The sequence below is a fragment of the Pseudomonas sp. LBUM1664 genome, from assembly GCF_059695895.1.
In genome coordinates this window covers 201,622-220,977 of the sequence record NZ_CP166791.1, presented here as the reverse complement: position 1 = coordinate 220,977, position 19,356 = coordinate 201,622, and the positions used below count along the sequence as shown (strand labels likewise).

Sequence of the window (19,356 nt, the reverse complement as noted above, 5' to 3'; positions counted from 1 at the left end):
TGCGCTCACTTTAGTGACGCTGTCGTCCAAATTCCTAGAAAGGATGGAGTCCTTATGTCGCTTACCCCTGAGCTGGTTGCCGAACTGGAAATCCTTGCACTCTTCAACCTGGACAGTTCCCAGGAAGGCCTGAAAATTCATCAGACCGCTGCCCCTAAAGCTATTGCTGCCGCCCAACGCCTGTACGAAAAAGAGCTGATCGACCAACCCGACGGTGGTTATCTGACCAGCCTTGGCCGAGATGCCGCACAAAATGTACAAACCGTTCTGACGATACTCAGCGTTCAAGAAACCGCCTGATTCCTCCTGTCGCCCACGGAAATCTCCTTTGCAGAGATTTCCGCAGGCGCCCTGACGCCCCGCTTAAAAAATCTGACGTCAAATCCCTATTTTCAGCTTAAGAATTGCGGAGCTCGGACGCTAACCTGCCATCGCCTGTGATCTCCCACGTTCGACGCCGCGAGCCGGTTTGAGCTGACATGACCCGCAATCACGAAATACGCCCCGATCTGGACGAGGGAATCGACCGCAAGGTGCTGAGCCAGTTGCGCGCACGTTTTCTCAAGCTCAACACCGTCCGGATGGAGCGCGCCCTGGAAGGCCTGTCAACCCGCCAGCAAGGCGTGCTGACGCTGCTGCCGCTGCTTTTTCACGTCAACCACCCACTGTTGCCCGGCTACGTCTCGGGCAGCACGCCCGCCGGGTTGTCGAATTACGAGCCCAACGCCACCGTCCTCGCCGAGGCACAGCGGCTGACCCGTTCGTTTTCCTACAAGCCGCGCCACGGCAGCACCCCCCCGCGACCGATTCTGGGTCTGTTTCTGATGGGCAGCCTCGGCACCCTGGCCCAGGCCGATCAGAGCGATATGGACGTGTGGGTCTGCCACGGGCCGGACCTGAGCGACAACGAACTGGCCGAGCTGCGCAGTAAATGCCAGTTGCTGGAGATCTGGGCCGCGACTCAGGGCGCCGAAGCACATTTTTTTCTGATCGAGCCAGCGCGCTTCGTGCAGGGCGACCGGGACAACCAGCTCAGTTCCGACGATTGCGGCACGACCCAGCATTACCTGCTGTTGGACGAGTTCTACCGCACCGCGATCTGGCTGGCCGGGCGCACGCCGATCTGGTGGCTGGTGCCGGTCTACGAAGAAGACAACTATGAGCAGTACACCCATACGCTGATTTCCAAGCGTTTCATCCGCGCGGACGAAACGCTGGACCTGGGGCATCTGGCCTGCATCCCGCCGGGAGAATTCATCGGCGCCGGCCTCTGGCAGTTGTTCAAGGGCATTGAATCGCCGTACAAATCAGTGCTCAAGCTGCTGCTGACCGAGGTTTACGCCAGCGAACACCCGAACGTGCGGTGCCTGAGCCTGCGTTTCAAACAGGCCGTGTTTGCCAACCGCCTGGACCTGGAGGAACTGGATCCGTACATGGTGGTTTACCGCCGCCTTGAGGAATACCTCAATGCCCGGGGCGAACCCGAACGCCTTGAGTTGATCCGACGAGCGCTGTACCTGAAGGTCAATCGCAAACTCACCGGCCAGGCGCGCAGCGGCGGTTGGCAACGGACGCTGCTTGAGCGACTGGCCCGGGAATGGGGCTGGGACCAGCGCCAACTGGCGCTGTTGGACAGCCGCAGTCAGTGGAAAGTGCGCCAGGTCAGCAACGAACGGCGGGCGCTGGTCAACGAGCTGACCTACAGCTACCGCTTCCTGACCCAGTTTGCCCGCACCGAGAAAACCGTCAGCCTGATCAACAAGCGTGACCTCAGCGTCCTTGGCCGGCGCCTGTATGCGGCCTTCGAACGCAAGGCCGACAAGGTCGAGGTCATCAACCCCGGGATTGCACCGGACTTGGCCGAAGACACCCTGACGCTGGTCCAATCGCCCAACAAGAAAGAGCCGGGGCAGCGTCATTGGGGCCTGTACAACGGCAGCCTCAACGCCCTGGAGTGGGAGAACTTCGCGCCGATCAAACGCAGTCGTGAACTGCTGGAGCTGCTGACCTGGTGCCATCGCAACGGCGTCATCGACAGCAGCACACGCCTGGCGCTGCACCCTGGGGATAGCGACCTGAGCGAGTTCGAACTGTTCAACCTGCTGGGCAGCCTGCAACAGTCCATCGCCCTGCCCCTGACCGCGGTGGATGAGGAACAGCTGCTGCATGCCAGCGTCCCCAGCGAAGTGCTGATTTTAGTGAACGTTGGTGTCGACCCGCTCAAGCATCACCGTGACCTGAATATCCTGATGACCACCGAGCGTACCGATTCCCTGAGCTACGCCGGGGTCCGGGAAAACCTGGTGCTGACCCTCGATCAGGTCACGCTCAATAGCTGGAATGAGGTGCTGGTCACCCGTTTTGACGGTGAGCACGCCCTGCTCGACTGCTTGCGCGACTACCTCAACGACCTGCCCACCACACAGCGCCAGCCGCGCTTGCAAGTGCGCTGTTTCTGCCACAACCGCGCGCAGTTCATCGCGCGACGGGTTGAAGAAGTCATCGAAACGGCCCAGACCCTGTTGTTGAGCCGACTCAACCACCGCTATCTGCTTCAGGTCCAGCAGCATTATCACGTGCTGGAACTGGTGCCCGGCCAGGTCAACCACGTGGCGCTGGCCAGCCTGTCGGCGCTGATGGATTACCTGGGCGAGGAAATGACAGCCTACAGCCCGCTGCACCTGGACCCGATGGCCCTGGAAGACCACGACCTGGCGATGGTTTTGCCCATGGCCCAGCCCGAGTGCATCCAGGTGTTCTACCGCGTCAACGAGGACGAAGCCGAGCTGTACGTGCTCGATGAGCTCAACGCCTTGTGGCAACAGCACCTGCCTTATCACGACGAACAAAGCCTGCTGGTGCCGCTGCAACGCTTCTTGCAATCGGTGCTGTATCGCCGAGACGCCTTGCTGCCGATGGATGCGGCCCAACCGTTGACCCTGGAAACCCTGTACTACCAGCTTTTGCCCTCAGGCAACGGACGGGCACGGCGGATCGAAGCGCGACAAGCGCCGCAGACACCAGTGAACAAGCCGTTCTATGACGTGCAGGCAATCATTGGCAAAGTCGCGCATGGGCAAGTGCACGTTACCCTGTATTGCGATCAGCAGGAGTTTTCGGAGCTGGAGCATGGCGACCAGCTGTTTCGCGTGGTCGCCAGGGAGATCGTCGAACAGCGCCGTGACGCCGAACGCTACCGCTGCTACATCACCGACCTGGACCTCTCGGGCCTGGTGGGTGACGGGGCCTGCTCAAGTAATTTGTATCTGCGCTACAAGGCCGATCTGGAGCGCGCGCTGAACGAAGCATTGGCTCTAGTCTGAAGCACTCAGGGGTGGGAAATCGCCGCCCGCTTTGGGCTGGTATTCCACTTCGAGCAACGTCAGCTTCAGCGTCTTGCCGCCCGGAGCCGGCCAGTCGATGTGCTGGCCGACCTTCAGGCCCAGCAGTGCACTGCCCACCGGGGCGAGGATGGAGATCTTGCCTTCGCCGGCATTGGCGTCCTGCGGGTAAACCAGGGTCAGGTGGTAGTCCTTGCCACTGCTTTCTTCGCGGCAGTGCACACGCGAGTTCATGGTCACGACATCGGCGGGCACTTCCTCGTGGCCCACCAGGGTCTCGGCGCGATCCAGTTCGGTTTGCAACGCAATCACGCCCGGCAGCGTTTCATCAAGGCTGTCGATCAGGCGTTCCAGACGCTGTACGTCCAGACGGGTAAGGGTGATGGAAGGTGCGGTCATGATTCAGGCAGACTCCTTTCTTCTGCACGAAAAAAGCAAAACCCCGCCACAAAAAGACGGGGTTTTCACGAGCCTCGATGAGTTGAGGCGTAGCCGGACACTATCAGTAGGAGCTGAGGAGTGCAACGAGGCTGCGATCTTGCCCCAGACAATTGAGTACTAAGCGAAAGCCCCCAAAGATCAAGATCAAAAGATCGCAGCCTTCGGCAGCTCCTACCGGGGCTTGCGTTTGAGCGCCTCGGCACAAATGACCCGCCGGCGCTCATCATCGGCCGAGCGCCATTCGCGGATGTGTTCCACAGGGCGCAAACAGCCGAGGCAGACCTTCTGTTCATCCAGTTTGCACACACGGGTACAGGGCGACGGCACGGCGGGGCTGACGTTGCTGTAGAGCGGCTTGGGCGGCCGCGCCGGGGCAGTTTGGCTCACGCTGTTACAGGCCTTCGAAATCGAGTTCCGCGTCAGCCTGCTGCTTGACGATGCGCTCAAGCATCTCGCCCAGCTGCTCATCGCTCTTGTCGCACATCCAGCGTTTGCTTTCCTCGTCGTAGTCGAAATGGAAACCACCGGACACCGCCGCCAGCCACAGCTGCCGCAACGGCTCCTGGCGACTGAAGATCAACTGGCTGCCGTTTTCGAACTTGACGGTCAGCACACCGGCCGAGCTTTCCAGGTCGATGTCCAGGTCGCTGTCGTCGAACACATCCTCCAGCATTTGCTGGGTGGTATCGACCAGATCGTGGAAACGGGCTTCAGTCAAACTCATTGTGGCAACCTCGAAAATGTCTACTCATGCTCAAGCGCCGCAAGATACGGCCGCTTCCCGGCGATTGCAAAGGATATACCGAGCGACGACGCCAAATGCCCAGGCCCGCCGGACGGGAGCCCCGTTGCATAGGCAAGCTGACGGGTGGCCGGTATACTCCGGCGCAATTAACGCATTTTCAAGGATTTCGCCATGAAGCGCCTGATCTCTTCCCTTGCTGCGCTCGTCGCGGTTGCCTGCCTTGTGACAGCCTGTGGTCAAAAAGGTCCGCTGTACCTGCCTGATGACAGCAAGTCCCCTGAAGAACAGGCCAAGTCGTCGCAATCCAAAGCCCACGCGCACGACACCCACACCACTTACTAAGGGAACGCCATGGACGCTTTTAACTACCGTGGCGGGGAGCTGTTCGCGGAGGGGGTTGCCCTGTCCGCGATCGCCGAACGTTTCGGCACGCCGACCTACGTCTATTCGCGTGCCCACATCGAAGCCCAATACCAGGCCTTCGCCGATGCCCTCGCCGGCATGCCGCACTTGGTGTGCTTCGCCGTAAAAGCCAACTCCAACCTGGGCGTACTCAATGTCCTGGCACGCCTGGGCGCCGGTTTCGACATCGTCTCCGGTGGCGAGCTCGAACGCGTGCTGGCCGCCGGTGGCAGCGCCGACAAAATCGTGTTTTCCGGCGTCGGCAAGACCCGTGAAGACATGCGCCGCGCCCTGGAAGTCGGTGTGCACTGCTTCAACATCGAGTCCACCGATGAGCTGGAGCGCCTGCAAATCGTCGCCGCCGAACTGGGTGTTCGCGCGCCGATTTCCCTGCGCGTGAACCCGGACGTCGACGCCGGCACCCACCCGTACATTTCCACCGGTCTCAAGGAAAACAAGTTCGGCATCGCCATTGCCGACGCCGAAGACGTGTACGTGCGCGCCGCTCAACTGCCGAACCTGGAAGTGCTGGGCGTCGATTGCCACATCGGCTCGCAGCTGACCACCCTCGAACCCTTCATCGATGCCCTCGACCGCCTGCTGGCGCTGGTCGACCGCCTCGGCGATTGCGGCATCTACTTGCGCCACATCGACCTGGGTGGCGGTGTCGGCGTGCGCTACCGCGATGAAGAACCGCCGTTGGTGGCCGATTACATCAAGGCTGTGCGTGAGCGCCTCGAAGGTCGCGACCTGGCACTGATGTTCGAACCGGGCCGGTACATCGTGGCCAACGCCGGCGTGCTGCTGACTCAGGTCGAATACCTCAAGCACACCGAGCACAAGGACTTCGCCATCGTCGACGCGGCCATGAACGACCTGATCCGACCGGCGCTGTACCAGGCGTGGATGGACGTCACCGCAGTGCGCCCTCGCGATACCGCTGCTCGCAGCTACGACATCGTTGGGCCGATCTGCGAAACCGGCGATTTCCTGGCCAAGGGCCGGGAGCTGGCGCTGGAAGAAGGCGATCTGCTGGCCGTGCATTCGGCGGGTGCCTATGGGTTTGTCATGAGTTCCAACTACAACACACGCGGCCGCTGCGCCGAGGTGTTGGTGGACGGTGATCAGGCATTTGAAGTGCGTCGCCGCGAGACGGTAGCCGAGTTGTTTGCCGGCGAAAGCCTGCTGCCGGAGTAAAACCATGCTGCTGCGCTTTACCAAGATGCACGGCCTGGGTAATGATTTCATGGTCCTCGACCTGGTCAGCCAGCACGCGCACATCCTGCCCAAGCACGCCAAGCAATGGGGCGACCGGCACACCGGTATCGGTTTCGATCAGTTGCTGATCGTCGAGGCGCCCAACAACCCGGACGTGGACTTCCGGTACCGGATCTTCAACGCCGACGGCTCGGAAGTGGAGCAATGCGGCAACGGCGCGCGCTGTTTCGCCCGATTCGTGCTGGACAAGCGCCTGACCGCCAAACGGCAGATCCGCGTCGAGACTAAAAGCGGCATCATCGAACTGGATGTGCGCAGCGATGGCCAGATCGGCGTGAACATGGGCGCTCCGCGCCTGACACCAGCAGACATTCCGTTCCAAGCGCCGGCCCAAGCCTTGACCTATCAAGTGGAAGTCGACGGCACCACGGTGGAGCTGGCCGCAGTGTCCATGGGCAACCCCCATGCCGTGCTGCGGGTCAGCGATATCAACAGCGCACCGGTGCACGAGCTGGGGCCGAAAATCGAGCACCATTCACGCTTCCCTGCGCGAGTGAATGTCGGTTTCCTGCAGGTCATTGACCGCCATCGTGCGCAACTGCGCGTATGGGAACGCGGTGCCGGGGAAACCCAGGCCTGCGGCACCGGCGCCTGCGCCGCTGCAGTCGCGGCGATCAGCCAAGGGTGGATGGATTCACCACTGTTGATCGACCTGCCCGGCGGGCGCCTGTCCATCGAATGGGCAGGCCCCGGCCAACCGGTGATGATGACCGGCCCGGCAGTACGTGTATACGAAGGACAAGTTCGTCTTTGAGTGAGCCAAACCCATGACCGACAAGCCACAGGTTCCAGCCCCACAGCCCGACGAATCCCCTATCCAGCTTCCGGAGACAGCGGCAGTGGCCGCTTACCTGGAGGCTCATCCGGACTTCTTCGTCGCGCATGAAGAATTGCTTGCGTCGATGCGCATCCCCCACCGACGCGGTGACACCGTGTCGCTGGTGGAGCACCAGATGAAGATCCTGCGCGAGCGCAACATCGAAATGCGCCATCGTCTCTCGCACCTGATGGACGTGGCCCGTGACAACGACCGGCTCTTCGACAAGACCCGTCGGTTGATCCTGGCCCTGATGGACGCCAGCACCCTCGAAGACCTGGTGATGAGTGTCGAAGACAGCCTGCGCCAGGATTTCCAGGTGCCTTTTGTCAGCCTGATCCTGTTCGGCGACAACGCCATGCCGGTGGGTCGCTGGGTGACCCACGCCGATGCACAGACAGCCATCGGCGGCCTGCTTACGGAAAACAAAAGCGTCAGCGGCAGCCTGCGCGAGCATGAACTGGACTTCCTGTTCGGTGAAGAACAGCGCAAGCAGATCGGCTCCACTGCCGTCGTCGCCATCGCCCATCAGGGCGTCCACGGTGTGCTGGCCATCGCCAGCCGCGATCCACAGCACTACAAGAGTTCGGTGGGTACGCTGTTTTTGAGCTACATCGCCGAAGTCACCGGTCGGGTGCTGCCACGGGTTGCCGGCTCGCTGCGCTCGGTACGCTGACGATGGAACGGCAACTGGACGCCTACTGCGAACACCTGCGCAGTGAGCGCCAGGTGTCGCCCCACACGTTGTCGGCCTATCGCCGCGACTTGGACAAAGTCCTGGGCTGGTGCCAGAAGCAGAACATTGGCAGTTGGTCGGCGCTGGACATCCAGCGCCTGCGCAGCCTGGTTGCCCGCCTGCATCAACAAGGGCAATCGTCCCGCAGCCTGGCTCGACTGTTGTCGGCCGTGCGCGGGCTGTACCACTACCTCAACCGCGAAGGCCTGTGCGACCACGACCCGGCCACCGGCCTGGCGCCGCCCAAGGGCGAACGCCGACTGCCCAAAACCCTCGACACCGACCGTGCCCTGCAACTGCTTGAAGGCGCGGTCGAGGACGACTTCCTGGCACGGCGGGACCAGGCGATTATCGAGCTGTTCTATTCTTCCGGCCTGCGACTTTCGGAGCTGACGGGGCTGAATCTTGATCAACTGGACCTGGCCGACGGCATGGTCCAGGTGCTCGGCAAGGGCAGCAAGACACGTCTGCTGCCCATCGGCCGCAAGGCCCGTGAAGCCCTGGCACTGTGGCTACCGCTGCGGACGCTGACCAACCCGGCCGATGACGCGGTGTTCGTCAGCCAGCAAGGCCGACGCCTCGGCCCGCGGGCGATCCAGTTGCGCGTCAAGGTGGCCGGCGAGCGCGAGCTGGGACAGAACCTGCACCCGCACATGCTCAGGCATTCCTTCGCCAGCCACCTGCTGGAATCCTCTCAGGACCTGCGCGCCGTTCAAGAGTTGCTCGGCCACTCAGACATCAAGACCACACAGATCTACACCCACCTGGACTTCCAGCACCTGGCGACGGTCTATGACAGCGCCCACCCCAGGGCCAAACGCATCAAGGGCGACGAATCATGACCATTGAGCTCATCACTTTCGACCTCGACGACACCCTGTGGGACACCGCCCCGGTGATCGCCAGCGCCGAAGCCGCATTACGCCAGTGGCTGACCGACAACGCACCAAACCTGGGCGGCGTGCCGGTGGAGCATCTGTTTGCCATTCGCGAGCAAGTGCTGCGCGAGGAACCCGGCCTGAAGCACCGCATCAGTGCACTGCGCCGGCGGGTGCTGTTTCGTGCCCTGCAGGAGGCCGGTTATGACCAATGGCAAGCCTCAGCGCTGGCAGACCAGGCTTTCGAGACGTTCCTGCACGCGCGTCATCAACTGGACATCTTCCCCGAGGTGCAACCCACCCTGGAGATTCTGGCCAACCATTTCGCCCTCGGCGTGGTCACCAATGGCAACGCCGACGTGCGTCGCCTGGGCTTGGCAGATTATTTCAAGTTTGCCCTGTGCGCCGAAGACATCGGCATCGCCAAACCTGACGCCCGGCTGTTCCACGAAGCCCTGCAGCGCGGCGGTGCCACTGCGCAAACCGCGGTGCACATAGGCGATCACCCCGGTGATGACATCGCTGGCGCCCAGCAGGCTGGCCTGCGCGCGGTATGGTTCAACCCGGCAGGCAAGGCCTGGGATGCCGATCATGCGCCGGATGCAGAGATTCGCAGCCTGACCGAGCTCCCGGGATTGTTGGCGGGGTGGCATCGCCAGCCCTGAACCGTCTATTTTGTAGCCACCAAGACCCATTGTGGGAGCGAGCCTGCTCGCGATAGCAATGGCACATCCAGCATTGATGTGACGGATAGATCGCTATCGCGAGCAGGCTCGCTCCCACAGGGTCGGCGTCTGGACTGGATTTTTATAGCCATGAAAAAGCCCGCAGCGACGGCGGGCTTTTTCAGCAAGCAAGAAGCAGGTGCTCAGATGGGGCGGCTACCGTACTTGTTGTCAGGCTTCTTGGGCGGATCAGCGACCACGTTGGCCTCCACTTCCTGCACCTTTCCGCCTCGGGCCAAGAACTCTTCCATGGCCTTGGCGAGCGCATCACGCTCTTTGTTCTTGGCCTCTACGCTCGGCAACTCGTCGACCGACACTGCCGCCTTGGCCTTGCCTTTGGCGGTCGTCGGGACCGGTACATCGGCCCCATCATCGTCGGCAACGTCTTCAGCCGCCGCTTCCAGGCCTTCTTCGGCCTCGTCTTCATCGCCTACTTCGAGGTCGTCGTTTTCCAGATCATCGTCGCTCATGTTCTACCTCATGACTTGCCAAAAGCAGATTAGTTATAGCCCAGCTTTGCCATCTGTCGAAGGCTGCCAGAAAAAATTCAACATCCGCCAGCCATCAGCGGTTACGCCCCTTCACCGTACAAGGTGGCGAGGACTTTACGAGCACCGCCGTGATCACGGTGCTCGCCCAGATAAACACCTTGCCAGGTACCCAATGCCAGCTGTCCTGCCGTAACCGGCAAACTGAGCTGGCAGCCAAGCACGCTGGCCTTGAAGTGCGCCGGGAGGTCGTCCAGGCCTTCGTCGTTGTGCTCATAGTCGGCGGTTCCTTGTGGGATCAGCCGATTGAAAAATCGTTCGAAGTCTCGACGTACCGCCGGATCGGCGTTCTCGTTGATGGTCAACGAAGCCGAGGTATGCTGCAGCCACAGATGCAACAGACCGACACGACACGCCTGGAGTTCAGGCAGGCCGGCGAGTAACTCGTCCGTTACCAGATGAAAGCCCCGAGGCCTTGCCCGCAGGGTTATCAGCGTCTGTTGCCACATACAGATCTCCGCACGTTCGGCGCGCATTCTAGCGCGCTCTGAAAAAAAACAAAGGGCCTAATACTCTTGCTTCGATGTAAGCCTTTGGCGGTAGAAAAACCCATGTCGCCTACACAACAAAAGCCGTCGGAAAAACCAGCTCCCTCTGTGAGCAATGACAAATTACAGACAAAAAAATGCCCGGCGAACCGGGCATTTTTTTTGTGCGTGGTGCTTACAGGTTGTAGCCACGTTCGTTGTGCTGGGCCAGATCCAGGCCCACGGCCTCTTCTTCCTCGGAGATACGCAGACCCATGACGGCGTCCAAGACCTTGAGGATGATGAAGGTAACGATCGCGGTATAGACCACTGTGAAGCCCACACCCTTGAATTGAATCCACACTTGCGCGCCGATGTCAGTCACGGTGCCGAAGCCACCCAAGGCCGGCGCTGCGAACACGCCGGTCAGGATCGCGCCGAGGATGCCGCCAATGCCATGCACGCCGAAGGCGTCCAGGGAGTCGTCATAGCCGAGTTTGCGCTTAAGGGTGGTGGCGCAGAAGAAGCACACCACGCCCGCCGCCAGGCCGATGACCAGGGCGCCCATCGGGCCCACGGTGCCGGCAGCCGGCGTAATCGCAACCAGACCCGCCACCACGCCTGAGGCAATGCCCAGTGCGCTTGGCTTGCCGTGGGTGATCCACTCGGCAAACATCCAGCCCAGCGCCGCCGCAGCGGTGGCAATCTGGGTAACCAGCATCGCCATGCCAGCGGTGCCGTTGGCGGCGACGGCAGAACCGGCGTTGAAGCCGAACCAGCCGACCCACAGCATGGCTGCGCCCATCAGGGTGTAACCCAGGTTATGCGGCGCCATTGGCGTAGTCGGGAAGCCTTTGCGCTTACCCAATACCAGGCACGCCACCAGGCCTGCGACACCGGCGTTGATGTGCACCACGGTGCCGCCAGCGAAGTCCAGCACGCCCCAGTCCCACAGCAGGCCGCCGTTGCCGGACCAGACCATGTGTGCAATCGGTGCATACACCAGGGTGAACCACACGCCCATGAAGATCAGCATGGCGGAGAACTTCATCCGCTCGGCAAACGCGCCGACGATCAGGGCCGGGGTGATGATGGCGAAGGTCATCTGGAAGGTGATGAACACCGCTTCAGGGAACAGCGCCGTCGGGCCGGTCAGGCTGGCCGGGGTAACACCCGCCAGGAACGCCTTGCCCAAGCCGCCGACAAAGGAGTTGAAGTTGACGACGCCTTGCTCCATGCCCGTGGTGTCGAACGCGATACTGTAGCCATAAATGACCCACAGAATGCTGATCAGACCGGTAATGGCAAAGCACTGCATCATCACGGAAAGAAGGTTTTTCGACCGAACCATGCCGCCGTAGAACAGCGCCAGGCCTGGGATGGTCATGAACAGTACAAGTATCGTGGCAGTCAGCATCCAGGCGGTGTCGCCGGAGTTCAGGACTGGGGCTGCCGCTTCTTCTGCCATGGCCAGGCCAGGCATTGCGAAGGACAACAGGGCTCCTAGCCCTGCGAATTTACGCAGAGTCATATTGTTTTCTCCTGGGGCGTTGGGTTTGGCGACTTAGATGGCGTCGGTATCGGTTTCGCCGGTACGGATGCGAATAGCCTGTTCCAGATTGACCACAAAGATCTTTCCGTCACCAATCTTGCCGGTGTTGGCCGCCTTGGTGATCGCCTCGATAACCCGGTCAAGATCCTTGTCGTCAATGGCGACATCGATCTTCACCTTGGGCAGGAAATCGACCACGTATTCCGCGCCGCGATACAGCTCGGTGTGACCTTTCTGCCGACCGAAGCCTTTGACCTCAGTAACGGTAATGCCCTGCACGCCGATCTCGGACAACGACTCGCGCACGTCGTCCAACTTGAACGGCTTGATGATGGCAGTGACTAGTTTCATGAAACTTTCTCCCGAATTGGTGGACTTGCCCCAGGAAAACAAACCCGACTCAAGTCTAAGCGCAGTGCCTGGCTTTGTAACGCATCGTCGGCCCAACTTACCCGACTGGTGCCAGTTAACCTTTCCTGACGAAACTCCCCGCTCCGCCTGCTGCACTGCATTCGTCACAGCGACTGCATCAGTGCATGGGTCATCAGCCTCTAAGCAGAAAGCTTGCCATCTGTACCCAAACCCTCTGATTTCAATCCTTTACTCATTGTGCCGGCTCGCGGCGCGCCTCGAACCGGGGCGATACGCACAACAACAGTGCAGTCATGCCCGCCCCGGTGCGCGAAAAGCGTGCATCTCTTGCTTGCGAATTGACTATAGACACTGCGTGGTACACTGCCCGCCATTGTTTTCAGGACACCTGCCATGCTTGCGCCCAAAGACCTCCTCGACGCCCTGAGCGGCCACGCCTCCCGCCTCTTGAGCGGCGACACCCCACTCCCTAAAAGCGAAATCGAAAGCCAGCTCAAGGCCCTCCTGCAAAGCGGGTTCAGCAAGCTGGACCTGGTGAGCCGGGAAGAATTCGATAGCCAGATGGTGGTGCTGGCCCGAACACGGGCACGGTTGGAGAGTTTGGAGGCGAAGGTGGCGGAGTTGGAGGCGAAGCTCGGGGCTGAGGCCGAATAACGTCGGTACGATTCCCTGTGCTGGAATGCTTTGCGACTGTTTCAGGATTCTCTGAACCCAAAAACCCCACGCCATTAGCGTGGGATTCGCCCTTACCTGCTACCCGCAACATCCTGCCAAAATTTCCCCCTTCAAGTGCCGCGCCGAAGCGCCGCCCCACGACTAACCTTCAGGAACCGCAGGATGCGGCGTCCTATTCACCTCAAGGAACGATTCATGTCGCTCGCCATTGTCCACAGCCGCGCCCAAGTGGGGGTGGAGGCTCCTGCCGTTACCGTTGAAGTCCATCTGGCCAATGGCTTGCCGTCGCTGACGATGGTTGGTTTGCCGGAAGCGGCAGTGAAGGAAAGCAAGGACCGGGTGCGCAGTGCGATCATCAATTCGGGTCTGAATTTCCCGGCGCGGCGCATCACGTTGAACCTGGCACCGGCGGATCTGCCGAAGGACGGTGGGCGGTTCGATCTGGCGATTGCCTTGGGGATCCTGGCGGCCAGCGTGCAAGTGCCGACCCTGATGCTGGACGACGTGGAATGCCTCGGCGAACTGGCGTTATCCGGCGCGGTGCGGCCGGTGCGTGGGGTATTGCCCGCAGCGCTGGCGGCGCGCAAGGCCGGGCGTACGCTGGTGGTGCCGCGGGCGAATGCCGAAGAAGCCTGCCTGGCGTCGGGACTGAAGGTGATTGCCGTGGATCATCTGCTCGAAGCGGTGGCGCACTTTAACGGCCACTCTGCGATCGAGTTTTTTGCGTCCAACGGGCTGCTCTCGGCCAGCAAACCCTACCCGGACCTGAATGAAGTACAAGGCCAGGTCGGGGCCAAGCGTGCGTTGCTGATCGCCGCTGCGGGGGCTCATAACCTCTTATTCAGCGGGCCACCGGGCACAGGCAAGACCCTGCTGGCGAGCCGTCTGCCAGGGCTGTTGCCGCCGTTGGCTGAAAGTGAGGCCCTGGAAGTCGCGGCGATTCAGTCGGTCGCCAGTTGCGTGCCGTTGAGCCATTGGCCGCAACGCCCGTTTCGCCAGCCACACCACTCGGCTTCCGGTGCGGCGCTGGTGGGCGGTGGGTCCAAACCTCAACCAGGGGAAATCACCCTCGCCCACCATGGCGTGCTGTTTCTGGATGAACTGCCGGAGTTCGACCGCAAGGTGTTGGAAGTCTTGAGAGAACCGCTGGAGTCAGGCCACATCGTGGTTTCTCGCGCCCGTGATCGAGTGCGTTTTCCGGCGCGCTTCCAGTTGGTGGCGGCGATGAATCCCTGCCCCTGTGGATACCTTGGCGAGCCCAGCGGCCGTTGCTCCTGTACACCGGACATGGTGCAGCGCTACCGCAATAAGCTCTCCAGCCCCCTGCTGGATCGTATCGACTTACACCTGACTGTCGCCCGGGAAGCCACGGCGTTGAACCCCAAGAGCGAACCTGGTGACGATACGGCCACCGTGGCCGAGCAGGTAGCCCAAGCCCGTGACCGTCAGCAAAAACGCCAGGGCTGTGCCAACGCATTCCTGGATCTGCCGGGTTTGCGTCGACACTGCCAACTGTCCACAGCCGATGAGACGTGGCTGGAAACCGCTTGTGAACGGCTGACCTTGTCGCTGCGAGCTGCCCACCGCTTGCTCAAGGTCGCCCGGACGCTGGCGGACCTTGAGCAAGCGGGGCATATCAGCCGGGAGCACCTGGCTGAAGCCTTGCAGTATCGACCCGCTACACCTTGAACCTCATCATGGTTTGGTCAAGTCCACCAGCGGCGTATCCCGTACCTCGGTTTCCCGGCCGCTCTGGATTTCATCGATGCGCTTGAGCGCTTTATCCACCGCGCCCTTGTCCACCAGCAGGCTGTAGTGGATCTGGAATTGCTTCTGCTCTTTCGCCGCGATGGTGGGCACCAGGCCCAGTGGTCGCTGATAGTGGCGGTTATAGGAAAAACTAGTACCCGGTTCCAGCCCGGTCACGTAGCCCTGACCCTGGGTATCGGTGTTTTTCCACAGGGAGAACACGGGAAGCGTCCCGGTGTTGAAACCCACCGACACACCGAGGCTGCCGGCCTTGTTATGCAACACGGTGAGCGTGTCGCCCTTGGCGTCGGCGTACGGCACGACGTTATAGACGGTTTCGTCGTAATCCTTGGTTGGGGCTCGGTAGGTTTGCCAATCGGGCAAATCGCCCTTGGCCTTGTCATTGAACGGCGAGACCTGTTTGACCGGTGCCGCGAAGCGAGCGCCCTGCTCCAGGAACGGGGTGCTGAAATTGCTGTGATAGAGCGCCTGGTATTCCTTCGGATAGTCGCCGTTGTTGGTCAGTGTGTCGTTGAGGGCGAAGGTCACGCTGCCAGGTTCGGTGACCAGTTCGGTCTGGACCGAGAAGTCGACCTTCTTGAAGGCCTGCTCCTTTAGCTCACCCCGCAGAGTAATGGCGTATGGAGGCTTTTCATCGATGTGCAACGTCACCTTGTTGGCCGGGATGTTGGCAGCACGGCCATGCAGGGTCAGCAGCTCGCCGTTGTCCATGCCGGGATGACCGACCCATTCGTAGCCACAGCGGGTCACCAGTTCATTGAAACCTTCGAGCCAGCCCAACCCGCCACGGCCGTTGAGTTCAATGAAGGCCGGATTGACCACTTCCTTCACCGGCGAATCCCAGCCCATGCGTACATTGCCGACCGACGCCTGCAGCACGTTCATGCCACGGGTCGGGACGACTGACAGCTTCATAGTGCCGTTGTCGATGTCGACGATGCTGACGCCTTCTTGTCGGCCGCCGTGCAGGGTGCGCATCGACACGGAAAAGGGTTTATCGGTTTTCACGCCGAGTTGCTGGCTGGTGATTTGCCAGGGTTGAGCGGCTTTATCGGTGTCGAGCAGGACGTAATCCCAGGCCATGGCGTGGGAGGCAGCGCCCAGGGCGCTAAGGGTAACGAGGAGCTTGAGCGGAGTCATGAACGCAGCCTTTTCTTGGAGTTGTGCGGTTTTTATAGACTTGAAGAAACGTTTCAGCAAGGCTAAAAGCGGCAATAACGACGAAAAAGAAAGGGCTGGGCAGAAAAAAGCGTTTGTGGGAGCGAGCCTGCTCGCGATAGCGGTGGGTCAGTTGGTAGGGATGTTGGCCGTGCGGCCGCCTTCGCGAGCAAGCCCGCGCCCACAAGGGTAGCGGTTGGGCTGGCTCGCGACAGTCACAGAACGCCTCAGCGGAACCGATCGACCTCTTGGCGCAAGTCCTGGGCCAGTTTTTCCAGTTCCTTGGCGGTGATCGCCAGGTTCGAGACCACTTGGCGCTGTTCGCTGTTAGCCATGGCGATGCTTTGCAGGTTGCTGCTGAGCAGGGTCGCGGTGCTGCTTTGCTCCTGGGTGGCAGTGGTGATTGCCGCGAACTGCTGGCCGGCGGAGCGGCTCTGCTCGTCGATGCGAGCCAGGGCCGAGGCGACGTTGGCGTTGCGCGACAGGCCTTCCTGCATCAACAGGTTGCCCTGCTCCATCGTGCTAATGGCGTTGCCGGTTTCCTGCTGGATGCTGTTGATCATGCCGGAAATTTCGTCAGTGGCCTTACGGGTACGAGACGCCAGGCTGCGGACTTCATCAGCCACCACGGCGAAACCACGGCCCTGCTCGCCCGCACGGGCGGCTTCGATGGCGGCGTTCAAGGCCAGCAGGTTGGTCTGATCGGCAATCGAGGTGATCACACCGACGATGCCGCCGATTTCCTGGGAGCGCTGGCCCAAGGTGTTGATGACCGTGGCGGTGCTGTTCAGCGCGCCGGCAATTTGTTCCAGGGACGACGAAGCTTCGTCCATCGATGTACGACCGATCCGGGTTTGCTGTGCGTTTTCCTGAGCCAGGCGCTCGGTGTTGCCCATGTTGTCGGCAATGTTCAATGAGGTCGCACTGAACTCCTCTACCGCGCCAGCCATGCTGGTGATTTCGCCAGACTGCTGCTCCATCCCTTCATACGCCCCGCTGGACAACCCGGACAGGGCCTGGGCGCGGCTGTTGACCTCTAGCGAGGCCTTGCGGATGTGCTCGACCATGGTCGACAGGGCCTGGCTCATCTGATTGAAGGCGCGGGACAGTTGGCCGATTTCATCATGACTCGACACGTTCAGACGCACACTCAGGTCGCCGGCGCCCAACGCTTCGGCCTGACGCACTAGATCCCCCAACGGCGCCAGTTTGCTGCGCAGCAGCCACATCGCCGCGCCAACCGCCAGCAACATCGCCAGCAGGCTGCCGATGGCCAGTTGCGTACCGACGCTCCAGGTCACGGCGCGAATTTCGGCTTTCGGCATACTTGCCGCTACCGTCCACGGCCCGCCTGCGAATGGCACCGCAACGCTGTAGAAGTCTTCGGCGGTATCGCTCCAGAACGCACCCTTACCCGGTTTTTTGGCCAGACCAACAATGGTAGTGGCAGCCTGGTCCAGCGCTTGCACGCCTGCCGGCGGTACCAACCATTTGTTTTGCTCGTCCAGCAAGGCCAGCGAACCGGTCTGGCCGATGCGGAAACGCTTGAGGTTCTCGAACTGCGCGTTCTGCGCATCGGTGTAATCAAATCCTACATACAACACGGCAATAACCTTACCGCTGCTGTCGCGTACGGGGGTGTACTGCGACATGTAGAAACGTCCAAAAAGCAAAGCTCGACCAATGTAGCTCTGCCCACTCATCAGCGGGGCATAAGCCGGGCCGGCCCGGTCGAGCAAGGTGCCAATGGCCCGCGTACCGTCCTGCTTGCTCAACGAAGTGCTGACGCGGATGAAATCATCGCCGCTGCGCACGAATACCGTGGCTACCCCGGCCGTCATTTGCTTGAACTCGTCAACCTCCGTGAAGTTGTTGTTCAGCACTTCGCTGCCCAGGTTCAGGCTCGGGGCTTGCACGCCGGCGACCGCAATCGGCTGGTCCGTGTGCACGCTCAGGCCCGCGCTGAAGCGCTTTTCGAACAGGCCGCTCAACCGCTGGGTGCTTTCACGCAAGGTGCCGTGGAAGGTATTGAGCTGATCGGCCATCAGGCGCGCTTCGCTGGCCAGGTGTTCTTCACGGGTGGCTAGGTTGGCATTGTCCAGCGAACGCAGGGCAAAGACGGTACTGCCGGAGATCACGACCGCCAGTATCACAGCGAGGGCAAGGCCTAGCTGTGAGGCGATCCGGGCACGGGGTTGAGGCATGACAGCTCCTAACCGAGAGACCGGATCATCCTGATCACGTCGCGCACTCGGCAATTTATTCGGGTGGTGTGTAGACAGTCCCTTTCTAATACGAAAGTACTGCCTCCACACATTCGGCGGCAAAACCGGATACTTGAGCGGTTTGCAAGCAATAGTACCAAGTGGCTAGCACGCGTGCTGCAACGCTTCAGCCAAGACGCTCTACGGCAGGTAACTGCATGACCTTGACCTCGCCCTGGAGGAAATCGCTGAGTCGCCGCAAACGTTCACCTCCGGGCCGGGTTTTTGGCCAGACGAGGTAATAGTGCTCGCCGCTGGCGACGGCGGTCGGCCATGGCAAGCTCAAGCGCCCTTGGGCCACATCTTCGGCCACCATCAGCAGGTCGCCCATGGATACGCCGTAACCACGTGCCGCCGCGATCATGCCTAACTCCAGCGTATCGAACACCTGCCCGCCCTTGAGCGAGACTTTGTCAGACAAGTCCATGCGTTGAAGCCAGTTGCGCCAGTCCCGGCGGTCCGGCGTTGGGTGCAGCAGTTCGGCACTGGCCAGCCGCGCCACATCCCAGGGCTGGTCGTTCAACAGGTTCGGCGCACCCACTGGAATCAGCTCCTCGGGAAACAGCAAACTGGCCTCCCAGTCCGCAGGAAAATGCCCGTTGCTCAGTAATACAGCGCAATCGAAGGGTTCAGTGTTGAAGTCCACCGAGTCGACGTCCATCCAGGCGCTGGTCAGTTGCACCTCATTGCCGGGCTGCAAATGCCGGAAGCGACTCAGTCGCGCCAACAACCAGCGCATGGTCAGGGTTGAAGGAGCCTTCATGCGCAGGATGCCATCGTCACCATGCAACGTATGACAGGCCCGCTCCAGCGCCATGAAGCCTTCACGCACGCCTGGCAGTAGTAACCGCGCCGCTTCGGTCAATTGCAGATTGCGGCCGCTACGCTGAAACAGCCGACAGGCAAAGTGTTCCTCGAGCGTACGAATATGCCGACTGACCGCGCTCTGGGTGATCGACAGTTCTTCAGCGGCCCGGGTAAACGAGCAGTATCGCGCGGCGGCTTCGAATGCCCGCAACGCATAAAGAGGAGGGAGACGACGCGACATCGAGAAAGCTCCTATAGCGTTTGGCGAACCCTACCAGAAAGCCCACCAGCATGAGTTTTAATCATGCCAGCAATGTTTTTTATCCTTTTGTGCAAACCGCTGAGAGCGCCGAGAATCATTGCTTTACTGCCTTGTCTGG

General features: G+C 61.0%; 21 protein-coding genes and 1 pseudogene. 11 read left to right on the top strand and 11 right to left on the bottom strand.

Annotated elements, in window-relative coordinates:
- Nucleotides 1-54: 54 nt before the first annotated feature.
- Together ACA047_RS01010 and ACA047_RS01005 are read left to right on the top strand one after the other, a co-directional pair.
- Nucleotides 55-300 (top strand): TIGR02647 family protein, encoded by a 246-nt coding sequence (locus tag ACA047_RS01010; protein ID WP_094470036.1) that lies wholly within the window; start codon nt 55-57, stop codon nt 298-300.
- A gap of 179 nt (nt 301-479) precedes the next feature.
- Nucleotides 480-3,323: a class I adenylate cyclase gene (locus tag ACA047_RS01005; RefSeq protein ID WP_497355867.1), complete on the top strand. Its 2,844-nt coding sequence runs from the start codon at nt 480-482 to the stop codon at nt 3,321-3,323.
- Here the strand turns inward: ACA047_RS01005 and rnk are convergent.
- From rnk to cyaY, 3 genes are all read right to left on the bottom strand, one after another.
- Entirely contained in the window at nt 3,315-3,740 is a 426-nt protein-coding gene (rnk, locus tag ACA047_RS01000) for a nucleoside diphosphate kinase regulator (protein WP_497355865.1), read from the bottom strand. The genes ACA047_RS01005 and rnk overlap by 9 nt on opposite strands.
- A 213-nt stretch (nt 3,741-3,953) precedes the next feature.
- Nucleotides 3,954-4,169 (bottom strand): DUF1289 domain-containing protein, encoded by a 216-nt coding sequence (locus ACA047_RS00995; RefSeq protein WP_497355863.1) that lies wholly within the window; start codon nt 4,167-4,169, stop codon nt 3,954-3,956.
- Between the two features lie 4 nt (nt 4,170-4,173).
- Nucleotides 4,174-4,506, bottom strand: a complete 333-nt coding sequence (gene cyaY / locus ACA047_RS00990; RefSeq protein WP_497355861.1) for an iron donor protein CyaY — start codon at nt 4,504-4,506, stop codon at nt 4,174-4,176.
- A gap of 192 nt (nt 4,507-4,698) precedes the next feature.
- Here cyaY and lptM point away from each other — a divergent pair, with 192 nt between their 5' ends.
- Genes lptM through ACA047_RS00960 form a run of 6 tightly spaced genes read left to right on the top strand, consistent with a single transcriptional unit; the run spans nt 4,699 to nt 9,303 of the window.
- On the top strand, nt 4,699-4,869 hold the full coding sequence (gene lptM / locus ACA047_RS00985) for an LPS translocon maturation chaperone LptM (protein WP_003177310.1): 171 nt from the start codon (nt 4,699-4,701) through the stop codon (nt 4,867-4,869).
- Nucleotides 4,870-4,878: 9 nt separating this feature from the next.
- On the top strand, nt 4,879-6,126 hold the full coding sequence (lysA, locus tag ACA047_RS00980; protein WP_497355859.1) for a diaminopimelate decarboxylase: 1,248 nt from the start codon (nt 4,879-4,881) through the stop codon (nt 6,124-6,126).
- Nucleotides 6,127-6,130: 4 nt separating this feature from the next.
- Nucleotides 6,131-6,961 carry a diaminopimelate epimerase gene (dapF, locus tag ACA047_RS00975; protein WP_497355857.1) on the top strand — a complete coding sequence of 277 codons (831 nt, stop codon included), beginning with the start codon at nt 6,131-6,133 and terminating at the stop codon, nt 6,959-6,961.
- Nucleotides 6,962-6,974: 13 nt separating this feature from the next.
- The gene (locus ACA047_RS00970; protein ID WP_497355855.1) at nt 6,975-7,700 is read left to right on the top strand and encodes a DUF484 family protein; all 726 of its coding nucleotides are present in this window, start codon (nt 6,975-6,977) and stop codon (nt 7,698-7,700) included.
- 2 nt (nt 7,701-7,702) lie between these two features.
- Nucleotides 7,703-8,602, top strand: coding sequence for a tyrosine recombinase XerC (gene xerC, locus ACA047_RS00965; protein ID WP_497355853.1), 900 nt, complete (start codon nt 7,703-7,705; stop codon nt 8,600-8,602).
- Nucleotides 8,599-9,303: an HAD family hydrolase gene (locus tag ACA047_RS00960; protein ID WP_497355851.1), complete on the top strand. Its 705-nt coding sequence runs from the start codon at nt 8,599-8,601 to the stop codon at nt 9,301-9,303. The genes xerC and ACA047_RS00960 overlap by 4 nt, the downstream gene beginning before the upstream one ends.
- A gap of 203 nt (nt 9,304-9,506) precedes the next feature.
- Here the strand turns inward: ACA047_RS00960 and sutA are convergent, their stop codons facing one another.
- The 4 genes from sutA to glnK all read right to left on the bottom strand — a co-directional run bounded on the left by sutA (nt 9,507) and on the right by glnK (nt 12,281).
- Nucleotides 9,507-9,833 (bottom strand): dormancy-specific transcriptional regulator SutA, encoded by a 327-nt coding sequence (sutA, locus tag ACA047_RS00955; protein ID WP_497355849.1) that lies wholly within the window; start codon nt 9,831-9,833, stop codon nt 9,507-9,509.
- A gap of 101 nt (nt 9,834-9,934) precedes the next feature.
- The gene (locus tag ACA047_RS00950) at nt 9,935-10,360 is read right to left on the bottom strand and encodes a secondary thiamine-phosphate synthase enzyme YjbQ (RefSeq protein ID WP_497355847.1); all 426 of its coding nucleotides are present in this window, start codon (nt 10,358-10,360) and stop codon (nt 9,935-9,937) included.
- 214 nt (nt 10,361-10,574) lie between these two features.
- Complete coding sequence (locus ACA047_RS00945) at nt 10,575-11,909, bottom strand: ammonium transporter (RefSeq protein WP_497355845.1); 1,335 nt, start codon at nt 11,907-11,909, stop codon at nt 10,575-10,577.
- A gap of 33 nt (nt 11,910-11,942) precedes the next feature.
- Nucleotides 11,943-12,281: a P-II family nitrogen regulator gene (gene glnK / locus ACA047_RS00940; RefSeq protein WP_002555808.1), complete on the bottom strand. Its 339-nt coding sequence runs from the start codon at nt 12,279-12,281 to the stop codon at nt 11,943-11,945.
- A 414-nt stretch (nt 12,282-12,695) separates the two neighbouring features.
- On the opposite strand from glnK, the gene ACA047_RS00935 reads away from it, so the two are divergent.
- A complete protein-coding gene (locus ACA047_RS00935; RefSeq protein ID WP_497355843.1) occupies nt 12,696-12,956 on the top strand; it encodes an accessory factor UbiK family protein in 261 nt (86 codons plus the stop codon).
- Between the two features lie 216 nt (nt 12,957-13,172).
- Nucleotides 13,173-14,666 (top strand): YifB family Mg chelatase-like AAA ATPase, encoded by a 1,494-nt coding sequence (locus ACA047_RS00930; RefSeq protein ID WP_497355841.1) that lies wholly within the window; start codon nt 13,173-13,175, stop codon nt 14,664-14,666.
- A gap of 6 nt (nt 14,667-14,672) precedes the next feature.
- On the opposite strand, the gene ACA047_RS00925 is transcribed toward ACA047_RS00930, so the two are convergent.
- Nucleotides 14,673-15,887, bottom strand: coding sequence for an aldose 1-epimerase family protein (locus tag ACA047_RS00925; RefSeq protein WP_497355839.1), 1,215 nt, complete (start codon nt 15,885-15,887; stop codon nt 14,673-14,675).
- On the opposite strand from ACA047_RS00925, the gene ACA047_RS00920 reads away from it, so the two are divergent.
- Complete coding sequence (locus ACA047_RS00920; protein ID WP_497355837.1) at nt 15,886-16,098, top strand: hypothetical protein; 213 nt, start codon at nt 15,886-15,888, stop codon at nt 16,096-16,098. The two genes, ACA047_RS00925 and ACA047_RS00920, sit on opposite strands and share 2 nt — an antisense overlap.
- 34 nt (nt 16,099-16,132) lie before the next feature.
- On the opposite strand, the gene ACA047_RS00915 is transcribed toward ACA047_RS00920, so the two are convergent.
- The 3 genes and pseudogenes from ACA047_RS00915 to ACA047_RS00905 form a co-directional block, all read right to left on the bottom strand.
- On the bottom strand, nt 16,133-16,855 hold the full coding sequence (locus tag ACA047_RS00915) for a methyl-accepting chemotaxis protein (RefSeq protein WP_497360606.1): 723 nt from the start codon (nt 16,853-16,855) through the stop codon (nt 16,133-16,135).
- Nucleotides 16,856-16,987: 132 nt separating this feature from the next.
- Nucleotides 16,988-18,109 (bottom strand): annotated as a pseudogene (locus tag ACA047_RS00910) (Cache 3/Cache 2 fusion domain-containing protein); the annotation flags it as partial.
- Nucleotides 18,110-18,296: 187 nt separating this feature from the next.
- Nucleotides 18,297-19,217, bottom strand: coding sequence for a LysR substrate-binding domain-containing protein (locus ACA047_RS00905; RefSeq protein ID WP_497355835.1), 921 nt, complete (start codon nt 19,215-19,217; stop codon nt 18,297-18,299).
- Nucleotides 19,218-19,356: the final 139 nt, after the last annotated feature.